The organism is Georgenia sp. 311, from assembly GCF_006151955.1.
In the GTDB taxonomy this organism is placed as follows: Bacteria; Actinomycetota; Actinomycetes; order Actinomycetales; family Actinomycetaceae; genus Oceanitalea; species Oceanitalea wutianyii.
Genome location: NZ_VDFS01000014.1, coordinates 12,929 through 39,565, shown reverse-complemented (window position 1 = coordinate 39,565; position 26,637 = coordinate 12,929). Strand labels below are relative to the sequence as shown.

General features: G+C 74.4%; 17 protein-coding genes and 1 pseudogene. 10 read left to right on the top strand and 8 right to left on the bottom strand.

Features of this window, described 5'->3' with window-relative positions; translation table 11 throughout:
• Both FHE66_RS01570 and FHE66_RS01565 read left to right on the top strand, forming a co-directional pair.
• A pseudogene (locus FHE66_RS01570) lies at positions 1-1,420 on the top strand (cell wall-active antibiotics response protein); the annotation flags it as partial.
• Positions 1,417-1,626 (top strand): hypothetical protein, encoded by a 210-nt coding sequence (locus FHE66_RS01565; protein ID WP_139071235.1) that lies wholly within the window; start codon positions 1,417-1,419, stop codon positions 1,624-1,626. The pseudogene FHE66_RS01570 and the gene FHE66_RS01565, both read left to right, overlap by 4 nt.
• Positions 1,627-1,695: 69 nt before the next feature.
• Here FHE66_RS01565 and FHE66_RS01560 read toward each other — a convergent pair whose 3' ends face one another.
• From FHE66_RS01560 to FHE66_RS01545, 4 genes are all read right to left on the bottom strand, one after another.
• A complete protein-coding gene (locus FHE66_RS01560) occupies positions 1,696-2,208 on the bottom strand; it encodes an aromatic ring-opening dioxygenase LigA (protein WP_139071234.1) in 513 nt (170 codons plus the stop codon).
• 481 nt (positions 2,209-2,689) lie between these two features.
• Positions 2,690-3,859, bottom strand: coding sequence for a glycosyltransferase family 4 protein (locus tag FHE66_RS01555; protein ID WP_139071233.1), 1,170 nt, complete (start codon positions 3,857-3,859; stop codon positions 2,690-2,692).
• A complete protein-coding gene (gene guaA / locus FHE66_RS01550) occupies positions 3,856-5,448 on the bottom strand; it encodes a glutamine-hydrolyzing GMP synthase (protein WP_139071270.1) in 1,593 nt (530 codons plus the stop codon). The genes FHE66_RS01555 and guaA overlap by 4 nt, the downstream gene beginning before the upstream one ends.
• 2 nt (positions 5,449-5,450) lie before the next feature.
• Positions 5,451-5,867, bottom strand: a complete 417-nt coding sequence (locus FHE66_RS01545) for a DUF3817 domain-containing protein (protein WP_230976430.1) — start codon at positions 5,865-5,867, stop codon at positions 5,451-5,453.
• A gap of 111 nt (positions 5,868-5,978) precedes the next feature.
• On the opposite strand from FHE66_RS01545, the gene FHE66_RS01540 reads away from it, so the two are divergent.
• Both FHE66_RS01540 and FHE66_RS01535 read left to right on the top strand, forming a co-directional pair.
• Positions 5,979-7,754: an ABC transporter ATP-binding protein gene (locus FHE66_RS01540; protein ID WP_139071232.1), complete on the top strand. Its 1,776-nt coding sequence runs from the start codon at positions 5,979-5,981 to the stop codon at positions 7,752-7,754.
• Positions 7,754-9,487 carry an ABC transporter ATP-binding protein gene (locus tag FHE66_RS01535; RefSeq protein ID WP_139071231.1) on the top strand — a complete coding sequence of 578 codons (1,734 nt, stop codon included), beginning with the start codon at positions 7,754-7,756 and terminating at the stop codon, positions 9,485-9,487. The genes FHE66_RS01540 and FHE66_RS01535 overlap by 1 nt, the downstream gene beginning before the upstream one ends.
• Before the next feature lie 235 nt (positions 9,488-9,722).
• Here FHE66_RS01535 and FHE66_RS01530 read toward each other — a convergent pair whose 3' ends face one another.
• Entirely contained in the window at positions 9,723-10,574 is an 852-nt protein-coding gene (locus FHE66_RS01530) for an SURF1 family protein (protein WP_139071230.1), read from the bottom strand.
• A gap of 90 nt (positions 10,575-10,664) precedes the next feature.
• Here FHE66_RS01530 and FHE66_RS01525 point away from each other — a divergent pair, with 90 nt between their 5' ends.
• From FHE66_RS01525 to FHE66_RS01515, 3 genes are all read left to right on the top strand, one after another.
• The gene (locus tag FHE66_RS01525) at positions 10,665-13,145 is read left to right on the top strand and encodes a phosphoketolase (protein ID WP_139071229.1); all 2,481 of its coding nucleotides are present in this window, start codon (positions 10,665-10,667) and stop codon (positions 13,143-13,145) included.
• Between the two features lie 119 nt (positions 13,146-13,264).
• Positions 13,265-15,337, top strand: coding sequence for a phosphate acetyltransferase (gene pta, locus FHE66_RS01520; RefSeq protein WP_139071228.1), 2,073 nt, complete (start codon positions 13,265-13,267; stop codon positions 15,335-15,337).
• A complete protein-coding gene (locus tag FHE66_RS01515; protein WP_139071227.1) occupies positions 15,334-16,521 on the top strand; it encodes an acetate/propionate family kinase in 1,188 nt (395 codons plus the stop codon). Before pta ends, FHE66_RS01515 begins: the two co-directional genes overlap by 4 nt.
• Positions 16,522-16,572: 51 nt before the next feature.
• Here FHE66_RS01515 and FHE66_RS01510 read toward each other — a convergent pair whose 3' ends face one another.
• Positions 16,573-19,863, bottom strand: coding sequence for a PKD domain-containing protein (locus tag FHE66_RS01510; RefSeq protein ID WP_255303567.1), 3,291 nt, complete (start codon positions 19,861-19,863; stop codon positions 16,573-16,575).
• Positions 19,864-19,928: 65 nt separating this feature from the next.
• A complete protein-coding gene (locus tag FHE66_RS01505; protein WP_139071225.1) occupies positions 19,929-20,594 on the bottom strand; it encodes a hypothetical protein in 666 nt (221 codons plus the stop codon).
• A 175-nt stretch (positions 20,595-20,769) separates the two neighbouring features.
• On the opposite strand from FHE66_RS01505, the gene FHE66_RS01500 reads away from it, so the two are divergent.
• Entirely contained in the window at positions 20,770-21,213 is a 444-nt protein-coding gene (locus FHE66_RS01500) for an adenylyltransferase/cytidyltransferase family protein (protein WP_255303566.1), read from the top strand.
• Here FHE66_RS01500 and FHE66_RS01495 read toward each other — a convergent pair.
• A complete protein-coding gene (locus FHE66_RS01495; RefSeq protein ID WP_139071223.1) occupies positions 21,185-23,911 on the bottom strand; it encodes a LuxR family transcriptional regulator in 2,727 nt (908 codons plus the stop codon). The two genes, FHE66_RS01500 and FHE66_RS01495, sit on opposite strands and share 29 nt — an antisense overlap.
• Positions 23,912-24,079: 168 nt before the next feature.
• On the opposite strand from FHE66_RS01495, the gene FHE66_RS01490 reads away from it, so the two are divergent.
• Positions 24,080-24,805 carry a CDP-alcohol phosphatidyltransferase family protein gene (locus FHE66_RS01490; RefSeq protein WP_139071222.1) on the top strand — a complete coding sequence of 242 codons (726 nt, stop codon included), beginning with the start codon at positions 24,080-24,082 and terminating at the stop codon, positions 24,803-24,805.
• 2 nt (positions 24,806-24,807) lie between these two features.
• Positions 24,808-26,622 (top strand): right-handed parallel beta-helix repeat-containing protein, encoded by a 1,815-nt coding sequence (locus FHE66_RS01485; protein WP_139071221.1) that lies wholly within the window; start codon positions 24,808-24,810, stop codon positions 26,620-26,622.
• Positions 26,623-26,637 lie beyond the last annotated feature (15 nt).

The following is a 26,637-nucleotide window of genomic DNA, read 5'->3' as shown; positions in this document are numbered from 1 at the left end:
GGGCCGTGAGGGCGGCACGCGGGCACCGTCGGGCGGGCCGCCCGCCGGCGGGCCGGTCCCGCCCCCGCCGCCCCCTGCGTCTCCGGCCTCCCCGGCCTCCCCGGACGCGACGACGCCCGGTACCGACCTCGTGCCCGGTCCTTGGGCCGCCGCCGCGCCGCACCCGGCCTACGACGTCCGCGAGGACGTCGACGCCCCCACCGTGCGCCCCGAGGACGCCACCCCGGCGGCCGACGTCACGACCCCCCTGCCGGCCACCACTGCCACCCTGCCTGCGAGCGCCGAAGCCGCCGCCGACGCCACGGCCCCGCTCCCCGCGCAGGACGCCGGCCCGACCACGCCCGGGGACACGACCACGACGCTGCCCGCGGTCGACAGGACCGCAGCGGACGGGACCGCGCCCGACGCCGCGGCGCCGTCCCACTCGGCCGCCTCCCCCTCGGCCGCCTCGGCCTCCGACAGCAGCAGCTCGTGGGCCGAGGCCTGGGGACTCGGCGGCACCTCCGACCCGCTGCCCGGCTCCGCACCCGGCGCCGCTCCCGGTAGTTCGTGGGGCACCGGCGCCGCCTCCGACCCGCTGCCCGGCACCACCCCCGGCGCCGCCTGGGGCACCGGCGGCGCCTGGGGCACCGGCGGCACCTCCGACCCGCTGTCCGGGTGGGGCACCGGCACCCCGCCGGTCCCCCCGGGCACCGACCGGGGCACCGGAGGCACCCCGCCGGTCCCGGTGCCCGGGCCCGGCTCGCGGGCCACGAGCCTCGTGCTCGCCCTCGCGTTCCTCACCGCGGCCGGTGTGGCGCTGGCGAACCACCAGGGCGTGCTCGACGCGAACCCGTGGCTCGTCGGCGGCGGCGCCGTCCTCGCGGTGCTCGGCGCCGGGGTCCTCGTGAGCGGCCTGCGCGGCCGCACGCAGGGCGGTCTCGGGGTGCTCGCGCTCCTCATCGCCCTCGTCATGGTGCCGACCGCCGCAGCCGCGGCCGCGCTGCCCGGCTTCGCCCGGATCGGCTCGAGCGCCACGACGTGGGCCGGGGACCCGACGTGGGTCCCGCGCACCGCTGCCGACGCCGAGCGCGGCTTCTCGCTCGTCGCCGGTGAGCTCGTCGTCGACCTCTCCGAGCTCGACACGGACACCGACGTCACCGTCCCCGCGAGCGTCACCTTCGGCAACCTGCACCTCATCGTCCCGGAAGGCGCCGACGTCACCGTCGAGGCCGCCGTCGGGGCCGGGGAGGTCGTCGGCCGGCTCGACGACGAGTGGACCGGCCCGAACCTGCCCGTGTGGGGCTCCACCCGCACCGACGACTCGCTCACCAACGGCGTCGGCATCAGGACCACCCTCGCCCGGGAGGGCGACGGTCCGCGGATCACCGTCGACGCCGAGGTCAGCTTCGGCCAGCTCTACATCGAGGAGACGTCATGAGCGACCACCACACCAGCGCGCACCGCACGAGCCGCGGACCGCGTGTCGGCACCATCGTCTGGGGGATCATCCTGCTCCTCCTCGGGCTCGGGGTCCTCGCCGTCGGGGCGGGGCTGACGATCGACCTCGAGGCCGCGCTCATCGGGCTGCTCGCCCTCGCGGGCGTCGGCCTCCTCGTCAAGGCGTTGGTCGCCCGCGGCGACTGAGGACGCAGGAACGCCGAGAGCCGGCCCGTTGTGCACGGGCCGGCTCTCGGCGTTGTGTGGTGCTGGAGGTCAGGCGACGGGCTCGCGGACCGGGGCCGCGGCGGGGCCGGCGGTGGCGGGGGCCTTGGCCAGCTGGTTCATGCCCAGGCCCAGGAGGACGAACAGGGCGCCGAGGCCGATGACCAGGGCGGCCACGCCGTAGGAGACGACCGAGGTGAACAGCGAGGCGCGGAGGAAGGACGCGTTCATCACGGAGGTGCGCTGCTCCTGGAGCTCGGTGTGCTCGGGGCTCCCGGGCTCGAACTCACGCATCGCGGTGCCGAGCTCGGCGTAGGTGCGGCCCTCGGTGCCGGCCAGCGCGTGGGTGTTGATGATGTCGGCCTGGGCGAACGCGGAGAACGGACCCTGCACCTCGGCGCCGGCGAGGAACGCGGCGTCGTCGGGAACGGTGATGTTCTCGGCCTTGAGCTGGCTGGTCACCATGCCCCAGGTCACGCCGCCGGCGACGATGAAGATGATGCCGGCAACGATGGCGATGATGCCGGCGAGGCGGGCGATTCCGGTGCCGCGGGTGGTGCTCATGGTGGTGGTCCCTTTCGATCGTGGCCTCGGAGGCCCCGAGGTTGTGGCCTCGCTTTCGAGGTCCTGAGGACGATCCTGGCATTCCGGATTGTCCGGTTCAGGGCCAATGGTCCCAGTACAGGCGTTTTTTACCGCACCTGACGACGTGACCTGGGACACCCGTCCGCCGGGTCGGCGAGCCGCTGCCCACGCCCGCCCAGCGGGCCGCAGCCGCCCCTCACCCGGCCCGGGAAGGGCGTGAACTGCCAGGTCAGGGGCCTGACCGCCGCCGCGGCCCGCCCGCAGGCGGTCGCCGGAGCTGACCGTTCGGGCATGCTCCGCGCACCCGTGCCGCGCGAGACCTGCCAGCACGTCCTGCCGCGTGCCCGGAATGCCCGATGCGGTGCGGCGTGTCGCGCGCGTGTCGCCGACTTGGTGGCAGGAAACGCGACGGCGGGCGCGCCCGAGTGGAGCGCGCGGGCCGCCGCCGGGGCCCGGGGCGTCAGAGAGCCGCGCCGGCTCGCTCGTAGAGCCGCTCGCAGGCCGCGCGGACGTCGCGCCAGTCGGCCGCGGGCGGCACCGTCCGGGCATGGGCGCGCAGGCGGCCGAGGAGGTCGCGGTCCTCGGCGAGCCGGACGACGGCGTTGGTGAGGGCGGCGTCGGAGGCGGCGTCACCGAGGCCGTCGCTGCGGTCCGGGGTGAGCAGCCCGTCGACGCCGTCGGTGATGTACTCGCTGACCCCGGTGCCCCGGCCGGCGACCACCGGCAGCCCGGCGGCGCGGGCCTCGAGCCCGGCGATGCCGAAGGCCTCGAGCTGGGCGGGGGCGACGAAGACGTGCTCCTGGGCGTACCGCGCGGCGAGCTCGTCGCGGTGCAGGCCCCCGAGGAGCGAGACGACGTCCTCCAGGCGGTGGTGGCGCACGAGCGCGCGCACGCGCGTCTCCTCCGGCCCGGAGCCGATGACGGTGAGGTGGACGCGAGGTGCGCCCCCGGGCCCCGGCCCCAGCCGCCGGTGGGCCTCGGCGACGATCTCGACGAGCGGGGCCACCCGCTTGCGGGGAGCCATGCGCTGGGTGGCGACGAGCCGCAGCGGGCCGTGCTCCACGGCCGGGCCGGCGCCCGTCGGTCGCCACTCCTCGACGTCCAGGCCGTTCGGCACGACGAGGACGTCCTCGCGCCTGAGCATGCGCGCCACGCGCTCACCCGCGACCCGGGAGACGGCGGAGACGGCCGCCCCCTCACCCGGCAGGTGGGCGAGCCGCGTCAGACCGCGGAAGCCGGTGACGAAGCCGTCGAGCATGCAGTGCCACGTGACGGCGAGCGGCACGCCCTTGAGGTGGGCAGCGACGACCCCGTCGAGAGCGAACGGGGAGACGACCCCGGCGTGGACGTGGACGACGTCGGGGCGCAACCGGGTCACCGCCTCGCGCAGGAGCCAGGTGCCGCGCGGGTTGACCGGCACCCCGAGGGTGAGCGCGGAGGCCATCCGGTGCACGCGCACGCCGGAGCCCAGCACCCGCGTGGCGCGGCGGGCGCCGTCGGCCCCCGCCGTCGCCGTCGCGACGTGGACGTCGAACCCGGCCGCGGCCTGGTGGACGGCGAGGTCGTGCACCTGCGTCTCGATCCCTCCCGTGCGGGGAGGGAAGCAGTCCGAGACGTGGAGGACCCTCATTCCCACTCGATGGTGCCCGGGGGCTTGCTCGTGACGTCGAGCACGACGCGGTTGACCTCGGGCACCTCGTTGGTGATCCGGCTGGAGATCCGGGCGAGGACCTCGTAGGGCACGCGCGACCAGTCGGCCGTCATCGCGTCCTCCGAGCTCACCGGCCGCAGCACGATCGGGTGGCCGTAGGTGCGGCCGTCGCCCTGGACCCCGACCGACCGGACGTCGGCGAGCAGGACGACGGGGCACTGCCAGATGTCCCGGTCCAGGCCGGCCGCGGTGAGCTCGGCGCGGGCGATGGCGTCCGCGGCGCGCAGGACGGCGAGCCGCTCGGCGTCGACCGCGCCGACGATCCGGATGCCCAGGCCGGGGCCGGGGAAGGGCTGGCGCCACACGATGGCCTCGGGCACCCCGAGCTCCAGGCCCACGGCGCGGACCTCGTCCTTGAACAGGGTGCGCAGCGGCTCGACGAGCTCGAACTGCAGGTCCTCGGGCAGCCCGCCGACGTTGTGGTGGGACTTGATGTTCGCCGCGCCCTCACCGCCGCCGGACTCCACGACGTCGGGGTAGAGGGTGCCCTGGACGAGGAAGCGGACCTCCTCGTCGTGGCCGGCCTCCGCGACGATCTCGCGGGCGGCCGCCTCGAAGGTGCGGATGAACTCGCGGCCGATGATCTTGCGCTTGGTCTCGGGGTCGGTCACCCCGGCGAGCGCGTCGAGGAACTGCCGGCTCGCGTCGACGACCTTGAGGTTGACGCCGGTCGCGGCGACGAAGTCCTGCTCGACCTGCTCGGCCTCACCGGCGCGCAGCAGCCCGTGGTCGACGAACACGCAGGTGAGCTGGTCGCCCACGGCCTTCTGGACGAGGGCGGCGGCCACCGAGGAGTCGACGCCGCCGGACAGCCCGCAGATGACGCGCGCGTCGCCGACCTGCGCGCGGATCGCGGCGACCTGCTCGGCGATGACGTTGCCCGCGGTCCACGTCGGCTGCAGACCCGCGCCGTCGTAGAGGAAGCGCTCGAGGGCGGCCTGGCCGAAGTCGGAGTGGCGGACCTCGGGGTGCCACTGCATCCCGAAGAGGCGCCGCTCGCGGTCCTCGAAGGCCGCGACGGGCGCGCCCGGGGAGGTGGCGAGGACGGAGAAGCCCTCGGGGGCCTGCTGGACGGCGTCCCCGTGGCTCATCCACACCTGCTGGTGCTCGGGCGTGCCCTCGAGGAGGGTGCCGGCGGCGCACAGCTCGACGACGGTCGCGCCGTACTCGCGGTCACCGGTGCGCGCGACGCTGCCACCGAGCGCCGAGGCCATGGCCTGGAAGCCGTAGCAGATGCCGAGGACGGGCACGCCGGCCGCGAAGAGCTCGGGGTCCACGCCGGGGGCGTCCTCGGCGTACACCGAGGCGGGGCCGCCGGACAGGATGATCGCCGCGGGGTCCTTGGCGAGGATGCGGTCCACCGGCAGGGTGTGGGGGACGATCTCGGAGTACACCCCGGCCTCCCGCACCCGGCGGGCGATGAGCTGGGCGTACTGGGCGCCGAAGTCGACGACGAGGACGGGGCGGGGCGTAGCGGCCCGCTCGGCTGTGGTGGGGGCGTCGGTCATGCTCACCGGGCCAGCGTAGACGCGGGGCGCGACACGACGCGCGGGAGGTCCGTCGCGAACCACGACGCCGCGCGGTGCTCCATGACGAAGGACAGCACCGGGACGACGCCGGCGACGACGAGGGCGGCCATCCGGCCCAGGCCCCAGCGCATCGTCGACCAGAGGTTGAAGACGCTCACGAGGTAGACGACGTAGATCCAGCCGTGGGCGAAGGGGATCCAGGCGATCCACGACGTGACGTCGGGCCCCACCTGGACGAGGTAGACGAGCACCATCTCGACGACGAGCAGGAGGAGCATCACACCTGTGACGAACGCCATGACCTGGTAGAACCGCCAGGCTCCTCTCGCCTTGCGCTCGCGCTCGGCGCGCAGCGCCGTGCCCGGTCCTGCCGCGGTCTCCGTGGACTCCTCGCTCACTTCTCCTCCTCCGTTGCCCGCCTCTACGGGTCGGCCCCAGTGTCTCAGGAGCGCCGGGCACGGCGGAAAACAGGCTGAGGACGCGCGGCGCGCCGACGTAGGCTCGACGCCGTGCTCGACGTCCCGACCGGCCACCCCGGCCACCCCTCCCTCCGGTCCCCGACGGCGTACCTCCTGTGGACCGGCCGCGGCGCATGGCGCACCCTCGTCGTCGCCTGCCTGCTCACCTCTGCCGTCTCCCTCGCCGGCGCGGCGGTCCCGCTGCTCCTGGGCCTCGCGCTCGACGCGGGCCTGGAGGACGGCGTGTCCGCCCGGCTGCTGTGGCTCGCCCTCGCCCTCGTGGCCGTCGGCCTCTTCAGCGCCGTCGCCACGAGCCTGGGCCACGCCGCCGAGGTCGGCGGGTGGCTGCACGGCTCCTTCACCACCACCCGCCTCGTCGGCCACCACGTGAGCCGCACGGGCCCGGCGATCGGTGAGGAGCTGCCCACCGGCGAGGTCGTCAGCGCCGTCGCCCACGACTCCTTCCAGGTCGGCAACGTCCTGGAGCTGCTGCCCGCGTTCGTCGGCGGCCTCGCCGGCTACCTCGCGGTCACCCTCTACATGCTCCAGCAGTCCCCGAGCCTCGGGATCGTCGTCGCGCTCGGGCTGCCGCTCGTCACCGTCGTCGTCTCCTTCCTCATCCGCCCCCTCCAGGCGCGGCAGAAGGAGCAGCGCGACGCCACCGGGCGCCTCGCGACGCTCGCCACCGACACCGTCTCCGGCCTGCGGATCCTGCGCGGGATCGGCGGCGAGGAGGTCTTCGCCGAGCGGTACCGCGCCCAGTCCCAGCGGGTGCGCGCGGCCGGCGTGCGGGTCGCCGGCCTGTCCTCGGTGCTCGAGGCGCTCCAGGTGCTCCTGCCCGGCCTGTTCGTCGCGTGCGTCGTGTGGCTCGGGGCGCGCCAGGCGATCGAGGGCACCATCACCCCCGGCCAGCTCGTCACCTTCTACGGGTTCACCGCGTTCCTCTCCGAGCCGCTGCGCTGGGTCACCCAGTTCCTCAACTTCTTCACCCGCGCCCGCGTCGCCGCCCGCAAGATCATCGGCGTGCTCTCCGTGACGCCGGAGGCGGGCAGCCTCGCCGAGTCCGAGGCCGCCGACTCCCTGCCCGTGCCGGTCGTGCCCACGACGCCGGGCCGGCTCGTCGACGAGACCTCGGGCGTGGAGCCGGTGCCCGGCGGGCTCACCGCCGTCGTCACCACCCGCCCCGGGGAGGGGGAGGCCCTCGCCGCGCGCCTCGGGCGCCTCGACGACCGCTCTGCCGGCTCGGTCCTCCTCGACGGCGTACCCCTGGGCGACCTGCCGCTCGCCGAGGTCCGCCGCCGCGTCGTCGTCGCTTCCTCCGCGCCGCAGCTGTTCACCGGCACGCTGCGCAGCGCGCTCGACGCGCGCGCCGACGGGATCGAGGACGCGGCGCTCCTGCGCGCCCTCGATGCGGCCGACGCCCACGACGTCCTCGAGTCCCTCCCCGAGGGCCTGGACGGCGCGATCACCGAGAAGGGCCGCTCCCTGTCCGGCGGCCAGCGGCAGCGCGTCGCGCTCGCCCGCGCGCTGCTCACCGAGGCGCAGGTGCTCGTCCTCGTCGAGCCGACCAGCGCCGTCGACGCCCACACCGAGGCGCGGATCGCCCAGCGGACCGCGGCCTACCGCCGCGGGCGCACGACCGTCGTCCTCACCGCCTCCCCGCTCGTCCTGGAGCAGGCCGACGAGGTCGTCCTGCTCGACGACGGCGTCGTCCGCGCCCGCGGCCGGCACCGCGACCTGCTCGCCCGCGCCGCGTCCGGCGACCCTGACGCACAGGCCTACCACGACGTCGTCGGCCGCTCCCTCGCCCCCTCGGAGGTGGTCTGATGCAGCTGCCCGTCGCCGACAACCGGCGCGTGCGCGCGTTCGCCGGGCGCCTGCTGCGCACCCACCGGCGCCCGCTCGCCGTCGTCGTCCTCCTCCAGGCGCTGGCCGCCGTCGCCGCGCTCGCCCTGCCGTGGATGCTCGGCGGGCTCGTCGACGCCGTCGCCCAGGGCACCACGCGCCGGTACGTCGACACCGTCGCGCTGTGGCTCGTCGGGGTGGTCCTCGTGCAGTCGGTCGTCACCCGGTACGCCCAGCGCAGCGCGATGCTGCTCGGCGAGGAGGTCTTCGCCGGGCTGCGCGAGCGCTTCCTCGTCGGGGTCACGCACCTGCCGCTGTCGACTGTCGAGCGCGCCGGCACCGGCGACCTCCTCGGCCGCACGACCAACGACATCGACCGCGTCCAGTGGGCGGTGCGCTTCGGCGTGCCCCGCCTCCTCGTGACGTCGACGACGATCCTCCTCACCTTCGGCGCCGCGCTGCTCGCCGCGCCGCTCGTCGCGCTCGCGATGCTCGTCGGCGTGCCCGTGCTCGTCCTCGCCACCCACCGCTACCTCAAGCGCTCGGCGCCGGCGTACCGCGCGAACGCCGCCGCCTACGCCGACCTCAACGGCGTGCTCACCGAGTCCGCGGAGCACGCGGCCACGGTCGACGCCCTCTCCCTGGGCGCGGTCCGCCGCGAGCAGGCGGACGCCGCCGTCGCCGAGGCGTGGACCTGGGAGACCGTCACCCTGAAGCTGCGAATGTCGGTCTTCTTCTGGACCGTGCTCTCCTTCTCGCTGCCGGTCGCCGCCGTCGTCGTGTGGGGCGGGTACCTCACCGGCGCCGGTCTCACGACGATCGGCGCGGTCACCACGGTGGCGCTGTACGTCATCCAGGTCCGCGGGCCGCTGTTCGAGCTGCTCATGTGGGTCGACGAGGTGCAGGTCGCGACCGCGAGCCTCGCCCGCATCGTCGGCATCGAGCTCATCGCGCCCGACCGTGAGCCCGGCACCGCCCGGCCCGACAGCGAGGACGTCCGCGCCGAGGAGGTGCGTTACGCCTACCGCGAGGGCGAGGACGTGCTCCACGGCATCGACCTCACGCTCGCCCCCGGGGAGCGGCTCGCCATCGTCGGTCCCTCGGGCGCGGGCAAGTCGACCTTCGGGCGGATGCTCGCCGGCATCCACCCGCCCACCGGGGGCCGGGTGACCGTCGGGGGCGTCCCGCTCGTCGACCTGCCCGAGGACGAGCTGCGCCGTCACGTCGCCCTCGTCACCCAGGAGCACCACGTCTTCGTCGGGACCGTCGCGGACAACCTGCGACTGGCCCGCCACGACGCGGCGGAGGCCGACCTCGTCCGCGCGCTCGCCGCGGTGGACGCCGCCGAGTGGGTGGCCGCGCTGCCGCAGGGCCTGCACACCGAGGTGGGCTCGGGCGGGCTCACGCTCACCCCGGCCCAGGCCCAGCAGCTCGCCCTCGCCCGGCTCGTCCTGCTCGACCCGCACACCCTCGTCCTCGACGAGGCGACGTCGCTGCTCGACCCCCGCGCCGCGCGCCACCTCGAGCGCTCCCTGTCGGCGCTGCTCACCGGCCGGACCGTGGTGGCGATCGCCCACCGCCTCCACACGGCGCACGACGCCGACCGCGTCGCGGTCATGGAGGACGGCCGCATCGCCGAGATCGGCCCGCACGAGGCCCTCGTCGCCGCCGGCGGCGAGTACGCGGCCCTCTGGGAGTCCTGGCAGCAGGAGTGACGGGGGCGGCGGGCACTCCCCCGCCGTCCCGCTGCCGGGGCGGGCACCGGGCGCCTGACGGGTGCCGCTGCCGGGGCGCCCCGCCCGTTTTTCTGCCACCACGTCGGCGACACGCCCGCGACACGCCGCGCCGAACCGGGCAGAACGGTCCCGACGCGGCACTTGGTGGCAGATTCCGCACGCCCGGCCGTGCCCTCGCGCGCCAGCGCGCACCCCGCGCCCCGCGGCGGCGCGGTCAGTTCGCGGGCGGCTCGGGCGGCGGAGCGGCGACCCGGACGGCCTCGACGAGCCGGCGCTCGCGGACGTCGTCGCGCAGCACCTTGAGCCAGAAGACGACGGCGAACAGGGCGAAGGCCCACCACTCGACGGCGTAGGCGAGGCTCTGGAGGTTGGGGTCGGCGTCGAGCCCCTCCACCGGCGACGGCGCCGGGGACAGGCCCTGCTGCGCAGGCTCCTCGAGCACGAGGTAGGCGCTGTACATCGGCGTGCCCCACTCCTGGGCGAGCTCACCGGCGCTGATCCCGCCGGCGAAGCCCTCGGGCAGGCCGGCCTGCCCGGCGGCCTCGGAGTCGCTGAGCATCCCGACGACCTCGATCCGGCCGGCCGGCGGCGGTGGCGCGGTGACCCGCACTCCCCCGCCCGCCTCGAGCAGCTCGGTCACGGCCCCGGGGAACCAGCCGCGGAGCACCGGCATGATCGCGCCGTCGTGCGGGCCACCCTCGACGTGGAACGCGGTGACGACGAGCGTCGCCTCCTCCCCCTCGACCTCCCGGCCGGGCACGAGAACCTGCTGGGCGGCGTCGAACCGTCCCTCGAGGGACACCCGACGGCCGAAGTGCTCAGCGGTGAAGGCGGCCTGCGGCGCGAGCACGTCCTCCAGCGGCACGGCGGGCGCGGCGAGCAGCTCCTCGCGGGTGGCCTCCAGCGTGCGCTCCCCCCGGATCCCTGCCCGCTCGAGCTGCCAGAACCCCAGCTGCGTGCACACGCCGGCGACGACGGCCACGACGAGCAGCAGGACGAGCATCCGGCGGCTGGTCGCCGCCCGCAGCCAGTCGCGCGACCCGGGACGCCGCGTGGAGGTGGACACGGCTCCAGGGTAGTTCGGCGCGCTCTCCGGTGGCTGCAGGGCCGGGGAGCAGCGAGGCTGGGTGTGACGACCGACACAGGGAGCACAGCCATGACCACTCTCGACGTCCCCGCGGTGTGGCGCCGGCGCAGCCGGCAGGGTCCAGACGAGGCGACCATCGACCGCATCGACGCGTGGTGGCGCGCCGCCAACTACCTGTCCGTCGGGCAGATCTACCTGCTGGACAACCCGCTGCTGCGCGAACCGCTGCACACCGACCACGTGAAGCCTCGACTGCTCGGCCACTGGGGCACGACGCCGGGGCTGAACTTCCTCTACGCCCACGCCAACCGGGCCATCCAGGACCGCGAGCAGCCGATGCTCTACATCGCCGGACCGGGCCACGGCGGCCCGGGCCTCGTGGCGAACACCTACCTCGAGGGCACGTACTCCGAGGTGTACTCCGACGTCACCCAGGACCTCGAGGGCATGCGCCGGCTCTTCCGCCAGTTCTCCTTCCCCGGCGGCATCCCCTCGCACGTCGCCCCCGAGACGCCGGGGTCGATCCACGAGGGCGGCGAGCTCGGCTACGCCCTGTCCCACGCCTACGGCGCCGTGCTCGACAACCCCGACCTGCTCGTCCTCGCCGTCGTGGGCGACGGCGAGGCGGAGACCGGTCCGCTCGCCGCGAGCTGGCACTCCAACAAGTTCGTCAACCCGCGCACCGACGGCGTCGTCCTTCCCGTCCTGCACCTCAACGGGTTCAAGATCGCCAACCCGACGGTCCTCGCCCGCATCGGCGACGACGAGCTCACCGACCTCATGCGCGGCTACGGCCACCACCCCTACGTCTTCACCGCCGGCTTCGACGACGAGGAGCCGGTCTCGATCCACGCCCGGTTCGCCGCGCTGCTCGACGAGGTCCTCGACGAGATCGCCGACATCAAGCAGCGCGCCGCGCAGACCGACCCGGAGGAGCTCGAGCGGCCCAGCTGGCCGATGATCGTCATGCGCACGCCGAAGGGCTGGACGTGCCCGAAGGTCATCGACGGCCACCAGGTCGAGGGCTCGTGGCGCGCCCACCAGGTGCCCCTCGCCAGCGCCCGCGACACCCCCGAGCACCTGCGCACCCTCGAGGACTGGATGCGCAGCTACCGGCCCGAGGAGCTCTTCGACGCCGACGGCCGGCTCGTCGGGGAGGTCGCCGCGCTCGCCCCGGTGGGCCACCTGCGGATGAGCGACAACCCGAGCACCAACGGCGGCATCCTCCTGCGCGACCTGCGCCTGCCCGACGTCACGGACTTCGCCGTCGACGTGCCGGTGCCCGGCGGCGTCGTCAGCGAGTCCACCCGCGTGCTCGGGGAGTGGCTCACCGAGGTCATCCGCCGCAACCCCGACAACTTCCGGCTCTTCGGGCCGGACGAGGTGGCCTCCAACCGGCTCCAGGCGGTCTACGAGGTCACCGCCAAGCAGTGGAACGCCGAGATCATCGCGACCGACCGCGACGACCACCTCGCCCGCGTCGGGCGCGTCATGGAGACGCTGTCGGAGCACCAGTGCCAGGGCTGGCTCGAGGGCTACCTGCTCACCGGCCGCCACGGCCTGTTCACCTCCTACGAGGCGTTCATCCACATCGTCGACTCGATGGTCAACCAGCACCTCAAGTGGCTCAAGGTCACCGACGAGCTCAGCTGGCGCCGGCCGATCGCCTCGCTGAACTACCTGCTGAGCTCGCACGTGTGGCGACAGGACCACAACGGCTTCTCCCACCAGGACCCGGGCTTCATCGACCACGTCGTCAACAAGGGCGCCGACGTCGTGCGCGTCTACCTGCCGCCGGACACCAACACGCTGCTCGCCACCTACGACCACGTCATGCGCACCCGCCAGTACGTCAACGTCGTCGTCGCCGGCAAGCAGCCCGGGCCGGACTTCCTCACGATGGAGCAGGCGCAGGACCACTGCCAGCGCGGCCTGGGCATCTGGGAGTGGGCGGGCAGCGAGGAGGAGGGCACCGAGCCCGACGTCGTCCTCGCCTGCGCAGGTGACGTGCCCACCCTCGAGGTGCTCGCCGCGGCGAGCCTGCTCCGCGAGCACCTGCCCGAGCTCAGGGTGCGGGTGGTCAACGTCGTGGACCTCATGCGGCTGCAGGACGAGCAGGAGCACCCGCACGGCCTCAGCGACCGCGCATTCGACACGCTCTTCACCCGCGACCGCCCGGTCGTCTTCGCCTACCACGGCTACCCGTGGCTCATCCACCGGCTCACCTACCGGCGCACCAACCACTCCAACATCCACGTGCGGGGGTACAAGGAGGAGGGCACGACGACGACGCCGTTCGACATGGTCATGCTCAACGACCTCGACCGCTACCACCTCGTCATCGACGTCATCGACCAGGTACCCGGGCTCGGGGCGCGCCACGCGGGACTGCGCCAGCGGATGGCCGACGCACGGCTGGCCGCGCGCCGCTACACCCGCCTGCACGGCATCGACATGCCCGAGGTCGCCGCGTGGCAGTGGCCCGATGCCGGGGAGACGGGGACGCAGGACGCCGGCCCGCAGCACGACACGGGAGGGGACAACGAGTGACCGGACGTGTCCGGACACACAGGGCGAACCGGGGGAAGGTCCCAGGCACCGGACCCACGGCCAGGGGAGACTGACCCCTGACCGTGGGCGCCCGCCGCCGGAGAGAAAGAGGAGACGCCGTGGCCCGTAGCATCTACATCGCCTCGCCCGAGGGGCAGACCGGGAAGTCGACGATCGCGCTCGGCCTCGTCGACCTGTTCGTCCGACGGGTGGAGCGCGTGGGGATCTTCCGGCCGGTCGTCCCGGCCGGCGACGAGCGGGACAACGTCCTGGAGCTCCTGCTCTCCCACGACGGCGTCGACCTCTCCTACGAGGACGCGGTCGGGGTCACCTACGACGAGGTCCACGCGGACGAGAAGGCCGCGATGAGCCGGATCGTCCAGCGCTTCCACGCCGTGGAGGAGCGCAGCGACGTCGTCGTCATCGTCGGGTCGGACTACACCGACGTCGCGGGCCCCGCGGAGCTCGCGTTCAACGGCCGGGTGGCAGCCAACCTCGGCGCGCCCGTCCTCCTCGCCGTGCGGGCGATGGACCGCTCGACCGAGGAGATCGCGCAGGTCGTCGACATCGCGACGAGCGAGCTGCGCTCGGACCACGCGACGGTCGCCGCCGTCGCCATCAACCGCTGCGAGCCGGACCGGCTGGAGGAGGTGCGCGCGGCCGTCGCGCGCCCGGACGTGCCGGTCTGGGTCTTCCCGGAGATCCCCGTCCTCGCGGCCCCCACGATCTCCGACCTCGTCACCGCGCTCGAGGGCACCGTCATCGCGGGCGACGACGCGCTGCTCGCCCGCGAGGCCGAGTCGATCCTCGTGTGCGGCATGAACGTCGAGCACATCCTCGAACGGCTCACAGAGGGCCAGGTCGCGATCGCGGCGGGCGACCGCTCCGAGGTCCTCATCGCACTCGCCGCCGCGCACTCCTCGCAGAACTTCCCCTCCCTCGCGGGCATCGTGCTCAACGGCGGCTTCGAGCCGAACGGCGCGGTCCGCACGCTCGTCGAGGGCCTGGGCCGGTCGCTGCCGATCATCACGACGCAGCACAACACCTACGAGTCCGCGCGGATCGCCTCGACCACCCGCGGCGTCATCTCCCGCGGCAGCCAGCGCAAGCGCGACCTCGCCCTCGGTGCCTTCGAGCGCAGCGTCGACGTCGAGGACGTCGTCAAGATCCTCGACGTCCCGCGCAGCGACGTCGTCACCCCGCTCATGTTCGAGGCGCGGCTGCTCGACCGGGCGCGCGCCGCCCGCAAGCACATCGTCCTGCCCGAGGGCAACGACGACCGGATCCTGCGCGCGGCGAGCACCCTGCTCTCCCGCGGGGTCGCCGAGCTCACGCTGCTCGGCGTCGAGAGCGCCGTGCGTGACCGGGCCAGCGACCTCGGCCTGGACATCGACGCCGCGACGGTCGTCGACCCGCGCACGAGCGACCTGCTCCAGCCGTTCGCCGAGGAGTACACCCGGCTGCGCGCCCACCGCGGCATGACGCTCGAGCGGGCGCTGGAGATCATGCCGAGCGTGTCCTACTTCGGCACGATGATGGTCCACACCGGACGCGCGGACGGCATGGTCTCCGGCGCGCTCCACACGACGGCGCACACGATCAAGCCGTCCTTCGAGATCATCAAGACCCGCCCGGGCACCTCGATCGTGTCCTCGGTGTTCCTCATGGCGCTGGCCGACCGCGTGCTCGTCTACGGCGACTGCGCCGTCAACCCCGACCCGAACGCCGAGCAGCTCGCCGACATCGCGATCTCCTCGGCCGAGACGTCGGCCCAGTTCGGCATCGAGCCGCGCATCGCCATGCTGTCCTACTCCACCGGTACCTCCGGCAGCGGCGCGGACGTCGACAAGGTGCGTGCGGCGACGGAGATCGTCCGCGAGCGCCGGCCCGACCTGTCCGTCGAGGGGCCGATCCAGTACGACGCCGCCGTCGACGCGTCGGTGGCCCAGACCAAGCTGCCGGGGTCGCAGGTCGCGGGCAAGGCGACCGTCTTCATCTTCCCGGACCTCAACACCGGGAACAACACCTACAAGGCGGTCCAGCGCTCGGCCGGTGCCGTGGCGATCGGGCCGGTCCTCCAGGGGCTGAACAAGCCGGTCAACGACCTCTCGCGCGGCGCCCTGGTCCAGGACATCGTCAACACCGTCGCCATCACCGCCATCCAGGCGCAGGCCAACGAGGAGCAGCAGTGAGCAGCACCGTCCTAGTCATCAACTCGGGGTCGTCCTCGATCAAGTACCAGCTGATCGAGCCGGAGCAGGGCATCGTCGTCGCCTCCGGTCTCGTCGAGCGCATCGGGGAGCACACGGGCCGGCTGCGCCACACCTTCGAGGGTGTCGACACGACGCTCTCCGAGCCGTTCGCGGACCACGGCGTGGGCCTGCGCCGGGTGCTCGACCTCTTCACCGAGGTCGGCCCGGGTCTCGCCGACGCCGGGATCGTCGCCGTGGGCCACCGGGTCGTCCAGGGCGGGTCCCGGTACTCCGGCCCGGCGCTGGTCGACGAGAACGTGCTCGCGGACATCGAGGAGCTCATCCCGCTCGCCCCGCTCCACAACCGGGCGAACCTGCGCGGCATCGAGGTGGCGCGCGAGCTGCTGCCCGACGTCCCGCACGTCGCCGTCTTCGACACCGCGTTCTTCTCCGACCTGCCCGAGGCCGCGGCGACCTACGCGCTGGACCGGGAGGTCGCCGAGAAGTACCGGGTGCGTCGCTACGGCGCCCACGGCACGTCCCACCAGTACGTCTCGCGCACCGCCGCGACGATCGTCGGCCGCCCGCTGGAGGAGCTGCGCCAGGTGGTCCTCCACCTCGGGAACGGGGCCTCGGCCTCGGCCGTCTCCGGTGGCCGGGCGCTGGACACCTCGATGGGCATGACGCCGCTCGAGGGTCTGGTCATGGGCACCCGCACCGGCGACATCGACCCGGCGGTGATCTTCCACCTCGCCCGCAACGGCGGCTTCACCATCGACGAGATCGACGACCTGTTCAACCGCCGCTCCGGCGTCAAGGGGCTCGCCGGGCAGAACGACATGCGCGAGCTCCACGAGCTCGTCGCCGCCGGTGACCCGGCCGCCCGGCTCGCCCTCGACGTCTACTCCCACCGGCTGCGCAAGTACGTGGGTGCCTACGCCGCGGTCCTCGGCGGCCTCGACGTCGTGACCTTCACCGCCGGCATCGGCGAGAACGACGACATCGTGCGCGCCGAGTCGATGCGGGGCCTGGAGTTCCTCGGCATCGAGCTCGACGCCGAGCGCAACGCCGGGCGCATCAAGGAGCCGCGCGTCATCTCGACCGACTCCTCCCGCGTCACCGTGCTCGTCGTGCCCACCAAGGAGGAGCAGGAGATCGCCCGCCAGGCCGTCTCGCTCCTCTGACCTGACGACCCACGCGCCCGCCCGGAGCTCCCCGGGCGGGCGCGTGCGCGTTCACTGCGGGGCACCGACCCACAGGTCGTCGAAGGACACCGTCACCGGGGCGTTCGTCGCGGAGGTCGACAGGTAGCCGCGCAGGGCGATCCCGCCCGGTGCCTGGAGCGCGGCCGTGGTGTCGGTGACCGCGACCGTCCACGCCCCCGGCTCGGCGGTGCCCGCGGCCCACACCTTGGCCCGCAGGGTGGTCGGCGCCGTGCCCACCGCCTGGGCCCGCACCTCCAGCGGCTGGCCCGGGACCGCGGTGAGGCCGCTCACCGTGCGGGACTGCAGCGCCGTCTCGACGTCGCTCACCCGTCGGCCGGCCGTGAGGACGACCTGGCCCGTCGCCAGCACCCGCGTGTCGACGAAGTAGCGGTTGCCGTCGGGCAGGTAGCGCGGGGTCACGGTGAGGTAGGTGCCCCCGCCGGTGGCCGGCTTGTCGGCACCGGCACGGACCCGCACCTCCACATCGGTCGAGGAGATCCCCGCCAGGCGCATCCCGGGGCCGGCGCCCGGGGTGCGCAGCGCGATCCGCCCGGCGCCGCCGGCGACGGAGAAGTTGGAGGCCGTCCCCACCGCCGTCCACGGCCCGCCGGCGTCGGCGCTGCCCCAGCCGTTGCTCAACGTGCGCCCGAAGACGTCCAGCGCGAGGGGCGCGGGCACTGCGCTCACGGTGACCTGCCGGGTGAGGCTGGTCGTGGCGCCGTCGTCGTCCCTCACCGTGAGCGTGACGTCGTAGGTCCCGGCCTGCGCGTACGTGTGGGACGTCTCGGCGCCCGACGCGCTCGCGCCGTCACCGAAGGTCCACTCGTGGGACACCACCTCACCGTCCTCGTCGCTCGACCCACGCCCGTCGACCCCCAGCGCGAGACCGTCGGTGCTCGACGTGAACGCGGCGACGGGGGCGAGGTTGGGCGCCTCGGTCGCGGTGCCCGCCGCGTGGTGCTCGGCGACGTCCCGCGCCGAGAGCGCGGTCTTGTAGATCGCCACCTCGTCGAGGTCGCCGGCGAAGTAGCCGCTCGACGGCGCCGAGGGCCACCCGTTGACGGTGTCACCACCGATGCGCCAGTAGCCCAGGGCGAGGTGCTCCCCGACCGTGACGTCGGCGCGCCCGCCGACCGCGGCGCCGTCGAGGTAGAGCGCCATGCCGTCCTCGGAGAGGGTGGCGACGGCGTGGTGCCAGGCGCCGTCGTTGTAGCCGGCGGCGCTGGAGACGACGAGCCTGCTCGCCGCCGGCTTGACCCCGAAGTGGATGCGGCCGGAGCCGTCCATGTACAGCTGCCGGTCGTGCTTGCTCGAGCTGCCCTGCGTCGCGCGGTTGCTCCACCCCACGAGCCGCCCGCCTGCGCTGGACGTCGTGCGGAACCAGGTCTCGACGGTGAAGACGTCCGGCGGGTTGCCCTGTGCCGTCGTCGCCGCCCACCCGGTGTTCGTGCCGGTGAACCGCATCGCCCCGTTGCCGTCCCCGGCGATCGCGCCGGTGGTGGGGCTCAGCCCGGCCGCCGCCGTGAGCGGGTGGAGGCCGACGGTGTCGGCGAGTGCCGGGCCGGACGCCTCACCCAGGCGCCAGTAGCTCGTCGGCTCGTCGGCGTAGACCGCCTCGACGTAGGCGCTGTCCGCCCCGCTCGCGGCGACCGTGACGGTCGTCCACGGCGAGTTGGCGATGTTGCCGAAGGGGTCGGTGACGGCGACCCGGTAGCGGTGGGAAGACCCGGGGGCCACCCCGGTGTCGGTGAACCCCATGGTGAACGGGTTCCAGTAGCGCGAGGTCACCGTGCGGGTGTGGACGAGTCCGGCGCCGTTCTGGGTGTCGCGGTAGACCCGGTAGGTGAGGTTCTCGTTGTCCAGGTCCTGGTTCGTGCGCCAGTTGACCCGCACCTGCCCGGCCTCCGTGGAGGAGACGTTGAGCGGGTAGGTCGCGTTGAAGAGGCTGGGCCCGACGGCGTTGGGCGCCTTGTCCGCGGTGGTGAACCTGGTGAGCCCCTGCTGGCTGGTCCCGTTGACCCGGGTGAACTCCCCGCCCATGACGACGTAGTCACCGTTGCCGACGACGCTCCACGGACCCTGGTACTGCCCGGTGTAGCTGCCGGTGTTGAGCTCGGGGAACCAGCCGAGCTGGGTGGAGGTCGGCTGGCCCTCGAAGCTGTAGTAGCGGCGCTGGTCCGGCTCCCACGACGCGGTGCCGGTCGGCTCCTTCCCGAAGGCCACGGCCCGGTGGTAGGGGTAGTCGCCGACGCCGCCGGGCCCCTGCCGCATGCCGCCGATGTTCTCGCAGTAGTGGGTGTGGCTGGCGGCGTAGACGACGTCGCCGACCGGGTAGACGCCGTAGGTGTCCCCGTGGCAGTCGTTGAGCCAGCGCACCGCACCGCCGTCCCAGCTCGCCGCGAAGAGGCCCTCCCACGTGCCGCCCTCCTTGCCGAAGGTCCAGCCGCCGCCGTAGATCGTCGTGCCGTCGGTGGCGAGGGTGTCGATCGCGCCGTCGCTCGTGCCGTTGCGCACCAGGCTGTTGGCGGCGAACGGGAGTGACGCGCCGGTGACGGTGTCGAGCATCCCGAGGCCGTAGCCCGGGTTGTTCGAGCCGTTGAGCGCGGTGAACCCGCCGCCGACGGCGACCCTGGCGCCGGCGGGGTCGATGGTCATCGCGTCGACCGTGCCGCCGGTGGCCTGCGGCGCCCAGTCGAGCAGCGCACCGTCGGAGGCCCGGAACGCCGCGAGGCGGCCGCGCGCGGCGCTGCCCACCGCGGTGAAGTTGCCGCCGGCGTAGACCGTGGTGTTCGTCGCGACGATCGCGCGCACGTGGTAGTTCACGGGCGGCGCGAAGCCGGGGACGAGCGCCCCCGTGGCGGTGTCGAAGGCGGCGATGCGCTGACGGGCCTGGCCGTTGACGGTGGTGAACTCGCCGCCGACGTACAGGCGTCGGCCGTCGGGGGACACCGCGAGCGTACGGACCTGCTGGTTGAGGGTCGGGGCGAAGGAGGTCATCTGCCCCGTGGTGACGTCGAAGGCCATGATGTTCGCGCGCGGGACGGTGTTCTGGCCGGCCGGTGAGCCCGCGGGACGCGCGGCGGAGAAGCTCCCGCCGACGTAGACGGTGGTGCCGGCCATCGCCATCGCCCACACGACCCCGTTGATCTGGGGCGTGGGCAGCGCGTCGGCGGTGACGGTCACGGGCGTGGCGGGGTCGGCCGGGTCGGCGGGCCTGCTGTCGGCCCAGGACGCCGGGGCGAGGCCGACCAGGGCGAGCGTGAGGACGAGGGACAGGCACCGGCGCAGCCAGGCGTGCGAGGGAGGGAGGGAGGGGTTCACGACGGAGGGTCCCATCTGTGCGAAGGGGCACGTCGCCCGCGTACCGGGCCCGTGCGGGGTGGAGGTCAGTCGAGGGAGCCCGCGAAGGCCACCGTGGGTGCCGCGTCCGCGGCGATCTCGACCCGGAGGTCGTCGCGCACGTCCTCGGGGACGGCGAACACGTAGGTGCCGGTGGCGGAGGCGCCGGCACTCAGGCTGCCGCTCAGCGGGGTGCTGCCCTGCCCGAGGTCCGTGGCGGGGGTGCGGTCCTGACCGTAGGAGAGGAGGACGACGACGTCGTCGAGGGGGATCGAGCCGGTGGAGTCGTTGGCCGCGCGAAGGGTGACGGCGAGCGCCGGGCCGGCCACCTCGCCGGGGGCGCGGGCGACGCCGTCCACCGCCTCGATCGCGGTGAGCCGCACGGTGAGACCGGTACCGAAGTCACCGGTGGCGTCCAGCCCGACGGCGGGCAGGACGGGGACGGCCTCGACGGGCACCGTCCGGCCCTCACCGGGGCTGGGGGGTGCGCCGGGTTCCGGGGCCGCCGTCGGGTCCGCGGGGCCCGGCGTGGCCGTCGTACCCCGAGGCGCCGCCGCGTCCGCCGGACCGGCCGACGTCGTCGCCGCCGACGGCTCCTGCGGCCCACCCGGCCCGCCCGCGACCAGCGCCCAGACGAGGACGGCGAGAACGGCCACGGCGAGCAGGAGCGGGAGGAGGCGGCGGCCCTGCGACGTCGAGGTGTCCGGATCCACGATGCTCCCGCTCTCGTTCAGGTCGCCCGGTAGCACCGAGTATGGAGGCGGCCGGGCGCGGGGGCGCCCCGCATATCCCGCCAAGCGCCCGCAAGGCTCCCCACCGGGCCCCCGAGGACGCCCCGACCACGGCGAGGATGGGCCGAAGTCACCCTCGACGGTCGGGAGCACGGACGTGGACGATCCTCAGCTCAACGCGGTGGGGTACGTGCCGGGTGGTTTCGACATGTTCCACATCGGGCACCTCAACATCCTGCGCGCCGCGAGGGCGCGGTGCGGGCACCTCGTCGTGGGGGTGGCGACCGACGAGGCCCTCACCGCGATGAAGGGGCGTCCGCCCGTCGTGCCGCACGCGGAGCGGATGGAGATCCTCTCCAGCCTGCGTTTCGTCGACGCCGTGGTGCCCGACGTGGCGGCCGACAAGAGGGTCGCGTGGCACGCGCACCCCTTCGACGTGCTCTTCAAGGGCACCGACTGGCTGGGCACCGCCAAGGGCGACCGGCTGGAGTCCGAGCTGAGGCAGGTGGGCGCGCGGGTCGTCTACCTGCCCTACACCCCCTCGACGTCCTCGACGATGCTGCGGGCGTTCCTCACCAGCGCGCTGCCGTCGGCCCCCTAGCGGCCGGGGCGTCCGGCGCGGCGAGACCGGGGAGCCCGCGCAGCTCGCGGCGCGTGCCGATACCGAGCTTGCGGTAGATGCTCGTGAGCCGCAGCTCCACCGTCCGCACCGAGACGTAGAGCGCGGCCGCGACCTCCTTGTTCGTCGCCCCTCCGTGGACCAGCCGGGCGATCGTGCGCTCGTCCTGGGTCAGGCGGCCGAGGTCGGCGGGCGCCGCGGTCCGCTCGACGCGCTCGGCCTCCCGGTCGACGGCGGTGGCCCGGGCGACCGCCCCCGCCCGCGCGTACAGGTCGCGCGACCGCCGCAGGAGCTCGAGACGGACGGTCCTGTCCTGGACGAGGTCCGCCGCGAGCTCGAGGAGCTGGGCCTCGTGGGCCGGCCGGCCGGCAGCGGTGTCGGTGAGGGAGGTGAGCGCGCGGAGCACCTCCCCCGCCGGGACGCGCAGCAGCGTGAGCGCCGCACGCAGTGCCGGGTCGCCGTCCGCACCGCGCGCCTCGAGGAGGGCCTCCGCCTCCTCCTCGCCGGCTCCCGTGCGCCACCGCAGCCGCACGGCGTCGAGCACGGTGGCGGACTGGACGGGTCCCTCGCGCAGCGCCCGGCGGTAGTGCTCGGCGGCGGTGTCGACGTCGTCCTCGAGCAGGGCTCGCAGCCCGAGCGCCTCGTGGAGCGCGGCCGTCACGGCCGGGCCGGCCCCGCGCACCTGCGTGAGCTCGACGAGGTCGGCCAGCCAGTCCTCCGCCTCGCCGGCACGCCCGCGCAGCAGCGCGACCTGGGCGAGCAGCGCGAGCCCGGAGCCGCCCCGCGGCACGTGCAGCGGCAGGAGGTCCTCGACCGCGCCGGCGGCGATCTCCTCGGCGCGCCGGTACTCGCCCATGGCCAGGTGGAGCCCGAGCGCGGCGAGCGCGAGCTGTGCCCGCACGAGCGGTGCCGGGAACCGCCGGACCCGCGCGAGCAGGTCGGCGACGGCGCCGCGGGCCTCGGCCCACCGCCCGGTGACGACGAGCTGCTCGACCTCCTGCACCTCGCCCAGCCAGCCCGCGAGGTCGGCCCCGGGGCGGGTCGCCCCGAGCGCGCCGAGCGGGTCGGCGGAGCGGGGCGCCGACCGGTCGACCATCGCCCTGGCGAGCGCGAGGTCGGGGTCCGGCTCCCCGCCGTCGTCGGGGAGCAGACGCTCGGCCTCGGCGAGATAGCGGCGCGCCTCCTCACGCTGGCCGTACTCCACGCACAGCCGCGCGGCGAGCGCCGCGACGGCGGCTGCCTCCTCGGGCCGGTCCAGCCGGCGCAGGCACGAGGCGACCAGCCGGTGGGGCAGCCCGTTCTCCCGGTAGGTCGTCGCGACGAGGAGGAGGGGGAAGAGGCGTCCCAGGCCGTCTGGCGCCTCCGCCAGGGCGGTGGTCAGGAGCGTCACCGCCCGGGCGGGGTGGCCGCAGTACACGGCCGCGACGCCGCCGAGCACGAGGAGCTCCAGCGGAGGTACCGGCGGCCCGGGGTGGTGCACGGCGTCGCCGACGAGCATCTCGACCACCTCGGTGCGGCCGCTGTCGAGGTACTCGCGTGCGCCGCGCACGAGCGTGTCGAGGACGGCGGGGGTCACCGCCTCCCCGGCGCGCAGGGCGAGCCAGGACCGGTCGAGGGAGGCCTCGGGGTAGCAGGAGGCGAGGGAGCCGAGGGCAGCGCGCAGCTCGCGCGCCGGCGTGAGGGCGCGCACCGCCGAGAGCAGGCGTGCGTCGGCGGACCGCACGAGCCCGCGCTCCTCGTCCAGGACGGGCTCGCCACCCGGCCCGAGCACGTCGGTGAGCACGGCCCCGGAGCACTCCTCGAGGGTCGCGCGCTCCGGCCGGACCGCAGCCGCCGCCCCGAGCACGAGCAGCCGCTCCTGCTCCCCCAGCCCGTCCCACCACCGCCGGTAGGTGGCGGCGGTGGTGGCGGTGCCGGGCAGGACGTCCGGCAGCGGCTCGAGGGCGGAGAGCTGGTCCGGCTCGAGCGCGGCGCACACGGAGACGACGTCGCCCGGGTTGCCGCCGCAGCGCCGCGCGATCGTCGCGGCCACGGGGTGGGGGACGCGCCGGCCCACGGTCTGGCGCACGAGCGCGACGGCGTCCGCCGCGCCGAGCGGCGCCACCCGGCGCACCCACAGCGGCCCGACCGGGGAGTCCTCGAAGGAGCTGCGGGGCAGGTCGTGGCTGGTGAGGACGACGAGCACCGGCGCTCCCGCGAGGCCGGCGGCGAGCGAGGCGAGGGCCGGGAAGACCGCCTCGTCGGGCACCGGCAGGTTGTCGACGGTGACGAGCAGCGGGCGACTGCTGCTCAGCCTCCGCAGCGCCGTCACGGCCACCTGGACGAGACGCGGGTCGTCCGGGGAGACGGCGCCGTCGAGCTCCCCCAGGGCCTCCACGACGACGTCACCGAGGTCCCGGAAGGCCTCCCCGGCGACGACGGAGGCAGTGACGGCGGCGGCGGCCTCCCCCTCGAGCAGCCCGCTCGGGACGTGGACGGAACGGACGTCCTCGACGGCCTCGCCGACGCGGACCAGCGTCTCGGTGAGGAGGGTGGTGAGACCGACGCCCGGCGGGCCGGTGAGGAGCACGACGCCGCCCCGGCCGCGGGCCAGGCGCCCCACCATCTCCCGGATCCGGGACAGCTCCGGCTCGCGCCCGAGGACCGTGGAGGAGCCCTCGCCGCGGACGTCGTCGGCCATCGGCACAGCGTACTGGCGCCGCCCCTGGGCGCGCGGGGGAACGACCGGGTCGCCGCGGGTCCGCACCGAACCCGCAAGACGTCCGCACGGTCCGCAGGTTCGGGCGGGGATCCGTATCCGCCGTACCTAGTGTGACGAGCCCGGGCCCAGCGCAGACAGGAAGCCCTCATGGTCGAGGCCACAGCGTCGTCGTTCACCGAGTCGGTCCGCGCCCTGCGCAGCGCGCAGAAGTCCGCCAAGGGGGCGCCGCTCTACTCGCGGTTCGTCAACCGTCCGGCGGGCCGCCTCCTCGCCGCACTCGCCCACCAGGCCGGGCTCAGCCCCAACCAGGTGACGGCGGTGAGCGCGGCGTTCACCTTCACGGGGGTGGCGCTCATCGCCCTCGCGCCCCCCTCCCCGGCGATGGCGGCGGGCGTCGCACTCCTTCTCGTCGTCGGCTACGCGCTCGACTCCGCCGACGGGCAGCTCGCGCGCCTGCTGGGGGCGGGCTCGGTGGCGGGCGACTGGCTCGACCACGTGTGCGACTGCCTCAAGACGACGACGATCCACCTCGCGGTCCTCGTCTCGCTGTTCCGCTTCGCCGACGTCCCGCAGGAGTGGCTGCTCCTCCCGCTCCTCTACGCCCCGGTCGACACGCTCCTGTTCTTCGCGTTCGTCCTCACCCAGAGCCGCCGGCGCCCGGGCGACCCGGCGCCGACCGCCGGTCCCGCCTCGCTCGCGCGCTCGGTGCTCTCGCTGCCGACCGACTACGGCGTGCTGTGCCTGGTCCTCCTCACCCTCGCCTGGCCCCCGGCCTTCCTCCTCCTCTACGGGGCGATGTTCCTCGGGACGGCCGGCTACACCGCGCTCGCCCTGCCCACGTGGTTCCGCCGGCTCTCCCGCCAGGAGTCGTAGGGATGGTCGAGACGAGGTGGGACGAGCGCACGGGGACGCGTGGGGCGACGCGGGCCAGGGTCACGGCCGTGGTGTGCGCCGCCGTCCTCGTCCTCCTCTGCCTGTCCTGGGCGCTGGACCTGCCCCCGTGGGACGGGGCCGACGGGCTGCCCAAGCTCACGCCCGTCCACGAGCCCGACACGATCCACGTCTCGGTGGACGGCGACGACGAGGCCACCGGCTCGCCGGCCGAACCGCTGCGCACGATCACGGCGGCGGTGCGGACGTCGGGTGCCGGGGACACGATCGTCGTCCACGGCGGCAGCTACCACGAGGAGCTCAAGGTCGAGAACCGGCAGGGGCTGCACCTCGTGGCGGCGCCCGGCGCGGAGGTCTGGCTCGACGGCTCGGTCGTCGTGGAGGGGTGGCAGCCCGAGGACGGGCACTGGGTCTCCCCCGGGTGGATCACCGAGTTCGACCCGAGCCCGACGTACAGCTGGGGCGCCCCGGACCACGACCAGCCGGGGTGGAGCTTCATCGACCCCGAGCACCCGATGGCCGCCCACCCCGACCAGGTGTGGGTGGACGACGTGCGCCAGGAGCAGGTCGGCTCACGCGCCGAGGTGCGCGAGGGGACCTTCTACGTCGACCACGACCGCGACGAGCTGGTCCTGGGCACCGACCCGACCGGCCGGACCGTCGCCGCGAGCACGCTGGCCCGGGCCCTGCGCGTGCGCAGCGCCCAGATGGTGCTGCGGGACATCGGCATCCGCCGGTACGCCCCGTCCGTGCCGCACATGGGCGCGGTCACGATCGAGGCGCACCACGTCCTCCTCGACGGCGTCACGCTCGCCGACAACGCCACCACCGGCCTCCACGTGCTGAGCACCGGCGTGCGGCTCGAGGACGTCGAGCTCGTCGGCAACGGGATGATGGGGCTCTCCGCCACCGAGGCCGACGGCCTCGAGCTCGTCCGCGTCACCGCCCGGGGGAACAACGTCGAGGAGTTCAACCGCTCCCCGGCGGCCGGGGGCGCGAAGATCGGCCGCTCGTCCGGGGTCCTCGTCCGCGACAGCACGTTCTCCGACAACCTCGCCAACGGCGTGTGGTTCGACGAGTCCGTCCACGACCTGCGCCTCGTCGGCTCGCGGATGACCGGCAACACGGGGCACGGGGCGTCGGTCGAGCTCACCGGGAAGGTCGTCGTCGTCGGGAACGTCATCGCCCGCAACGGCGGCAACGGGCTCAAGCTCAACGACGCCGAGGACGTCGAGGTCTGGAACAACACCTTCGTCGACAACGCCCGGTCGATCAACGTCGTCCAGGACGACCGCGACCTCGACCCGCGCGGCAGCTACCGGGACCCCGAGCTGCCCCTCACCTGGAAGACGCAGGACGTCGCGATCCGCAACAACGTCCTCGTCCGCACCGGCACGGTCCCGCTGGACGGCGACGAGCAGCGGACCTGCCTGCTCTGCGTCGAGGACCACAGCGGCCGGTGGACGGCCGCCGAGATGGACGTCACGGCCCTCGGCAACGTCTACGTACGACCCGACGCGGGCTCGCCCAAGTGGGTCGTCGTGTGGTCCCGGCGTGACCGGGACCCGTACGTGTTCCGCAGTGTGGCGGACTTCCGCCGCACGGTGAACCAGGAGGGGACCGGCACCGAGCTCACGGGCACGGCCGCACTGTCCCCCGACCTCCACCCCCTCCCGGTCCTCGAGCAGCTCGTCGCGTCGGTGGCACAGCCGCTGCCACGCGAGATCGCCGAGCTCGTGGGCCAGGACGAGGGCGCCCAGCACCTCGGTGCCTGGACGTCCCCGCCTCCACATCGCTGATCACCACACGTCGGG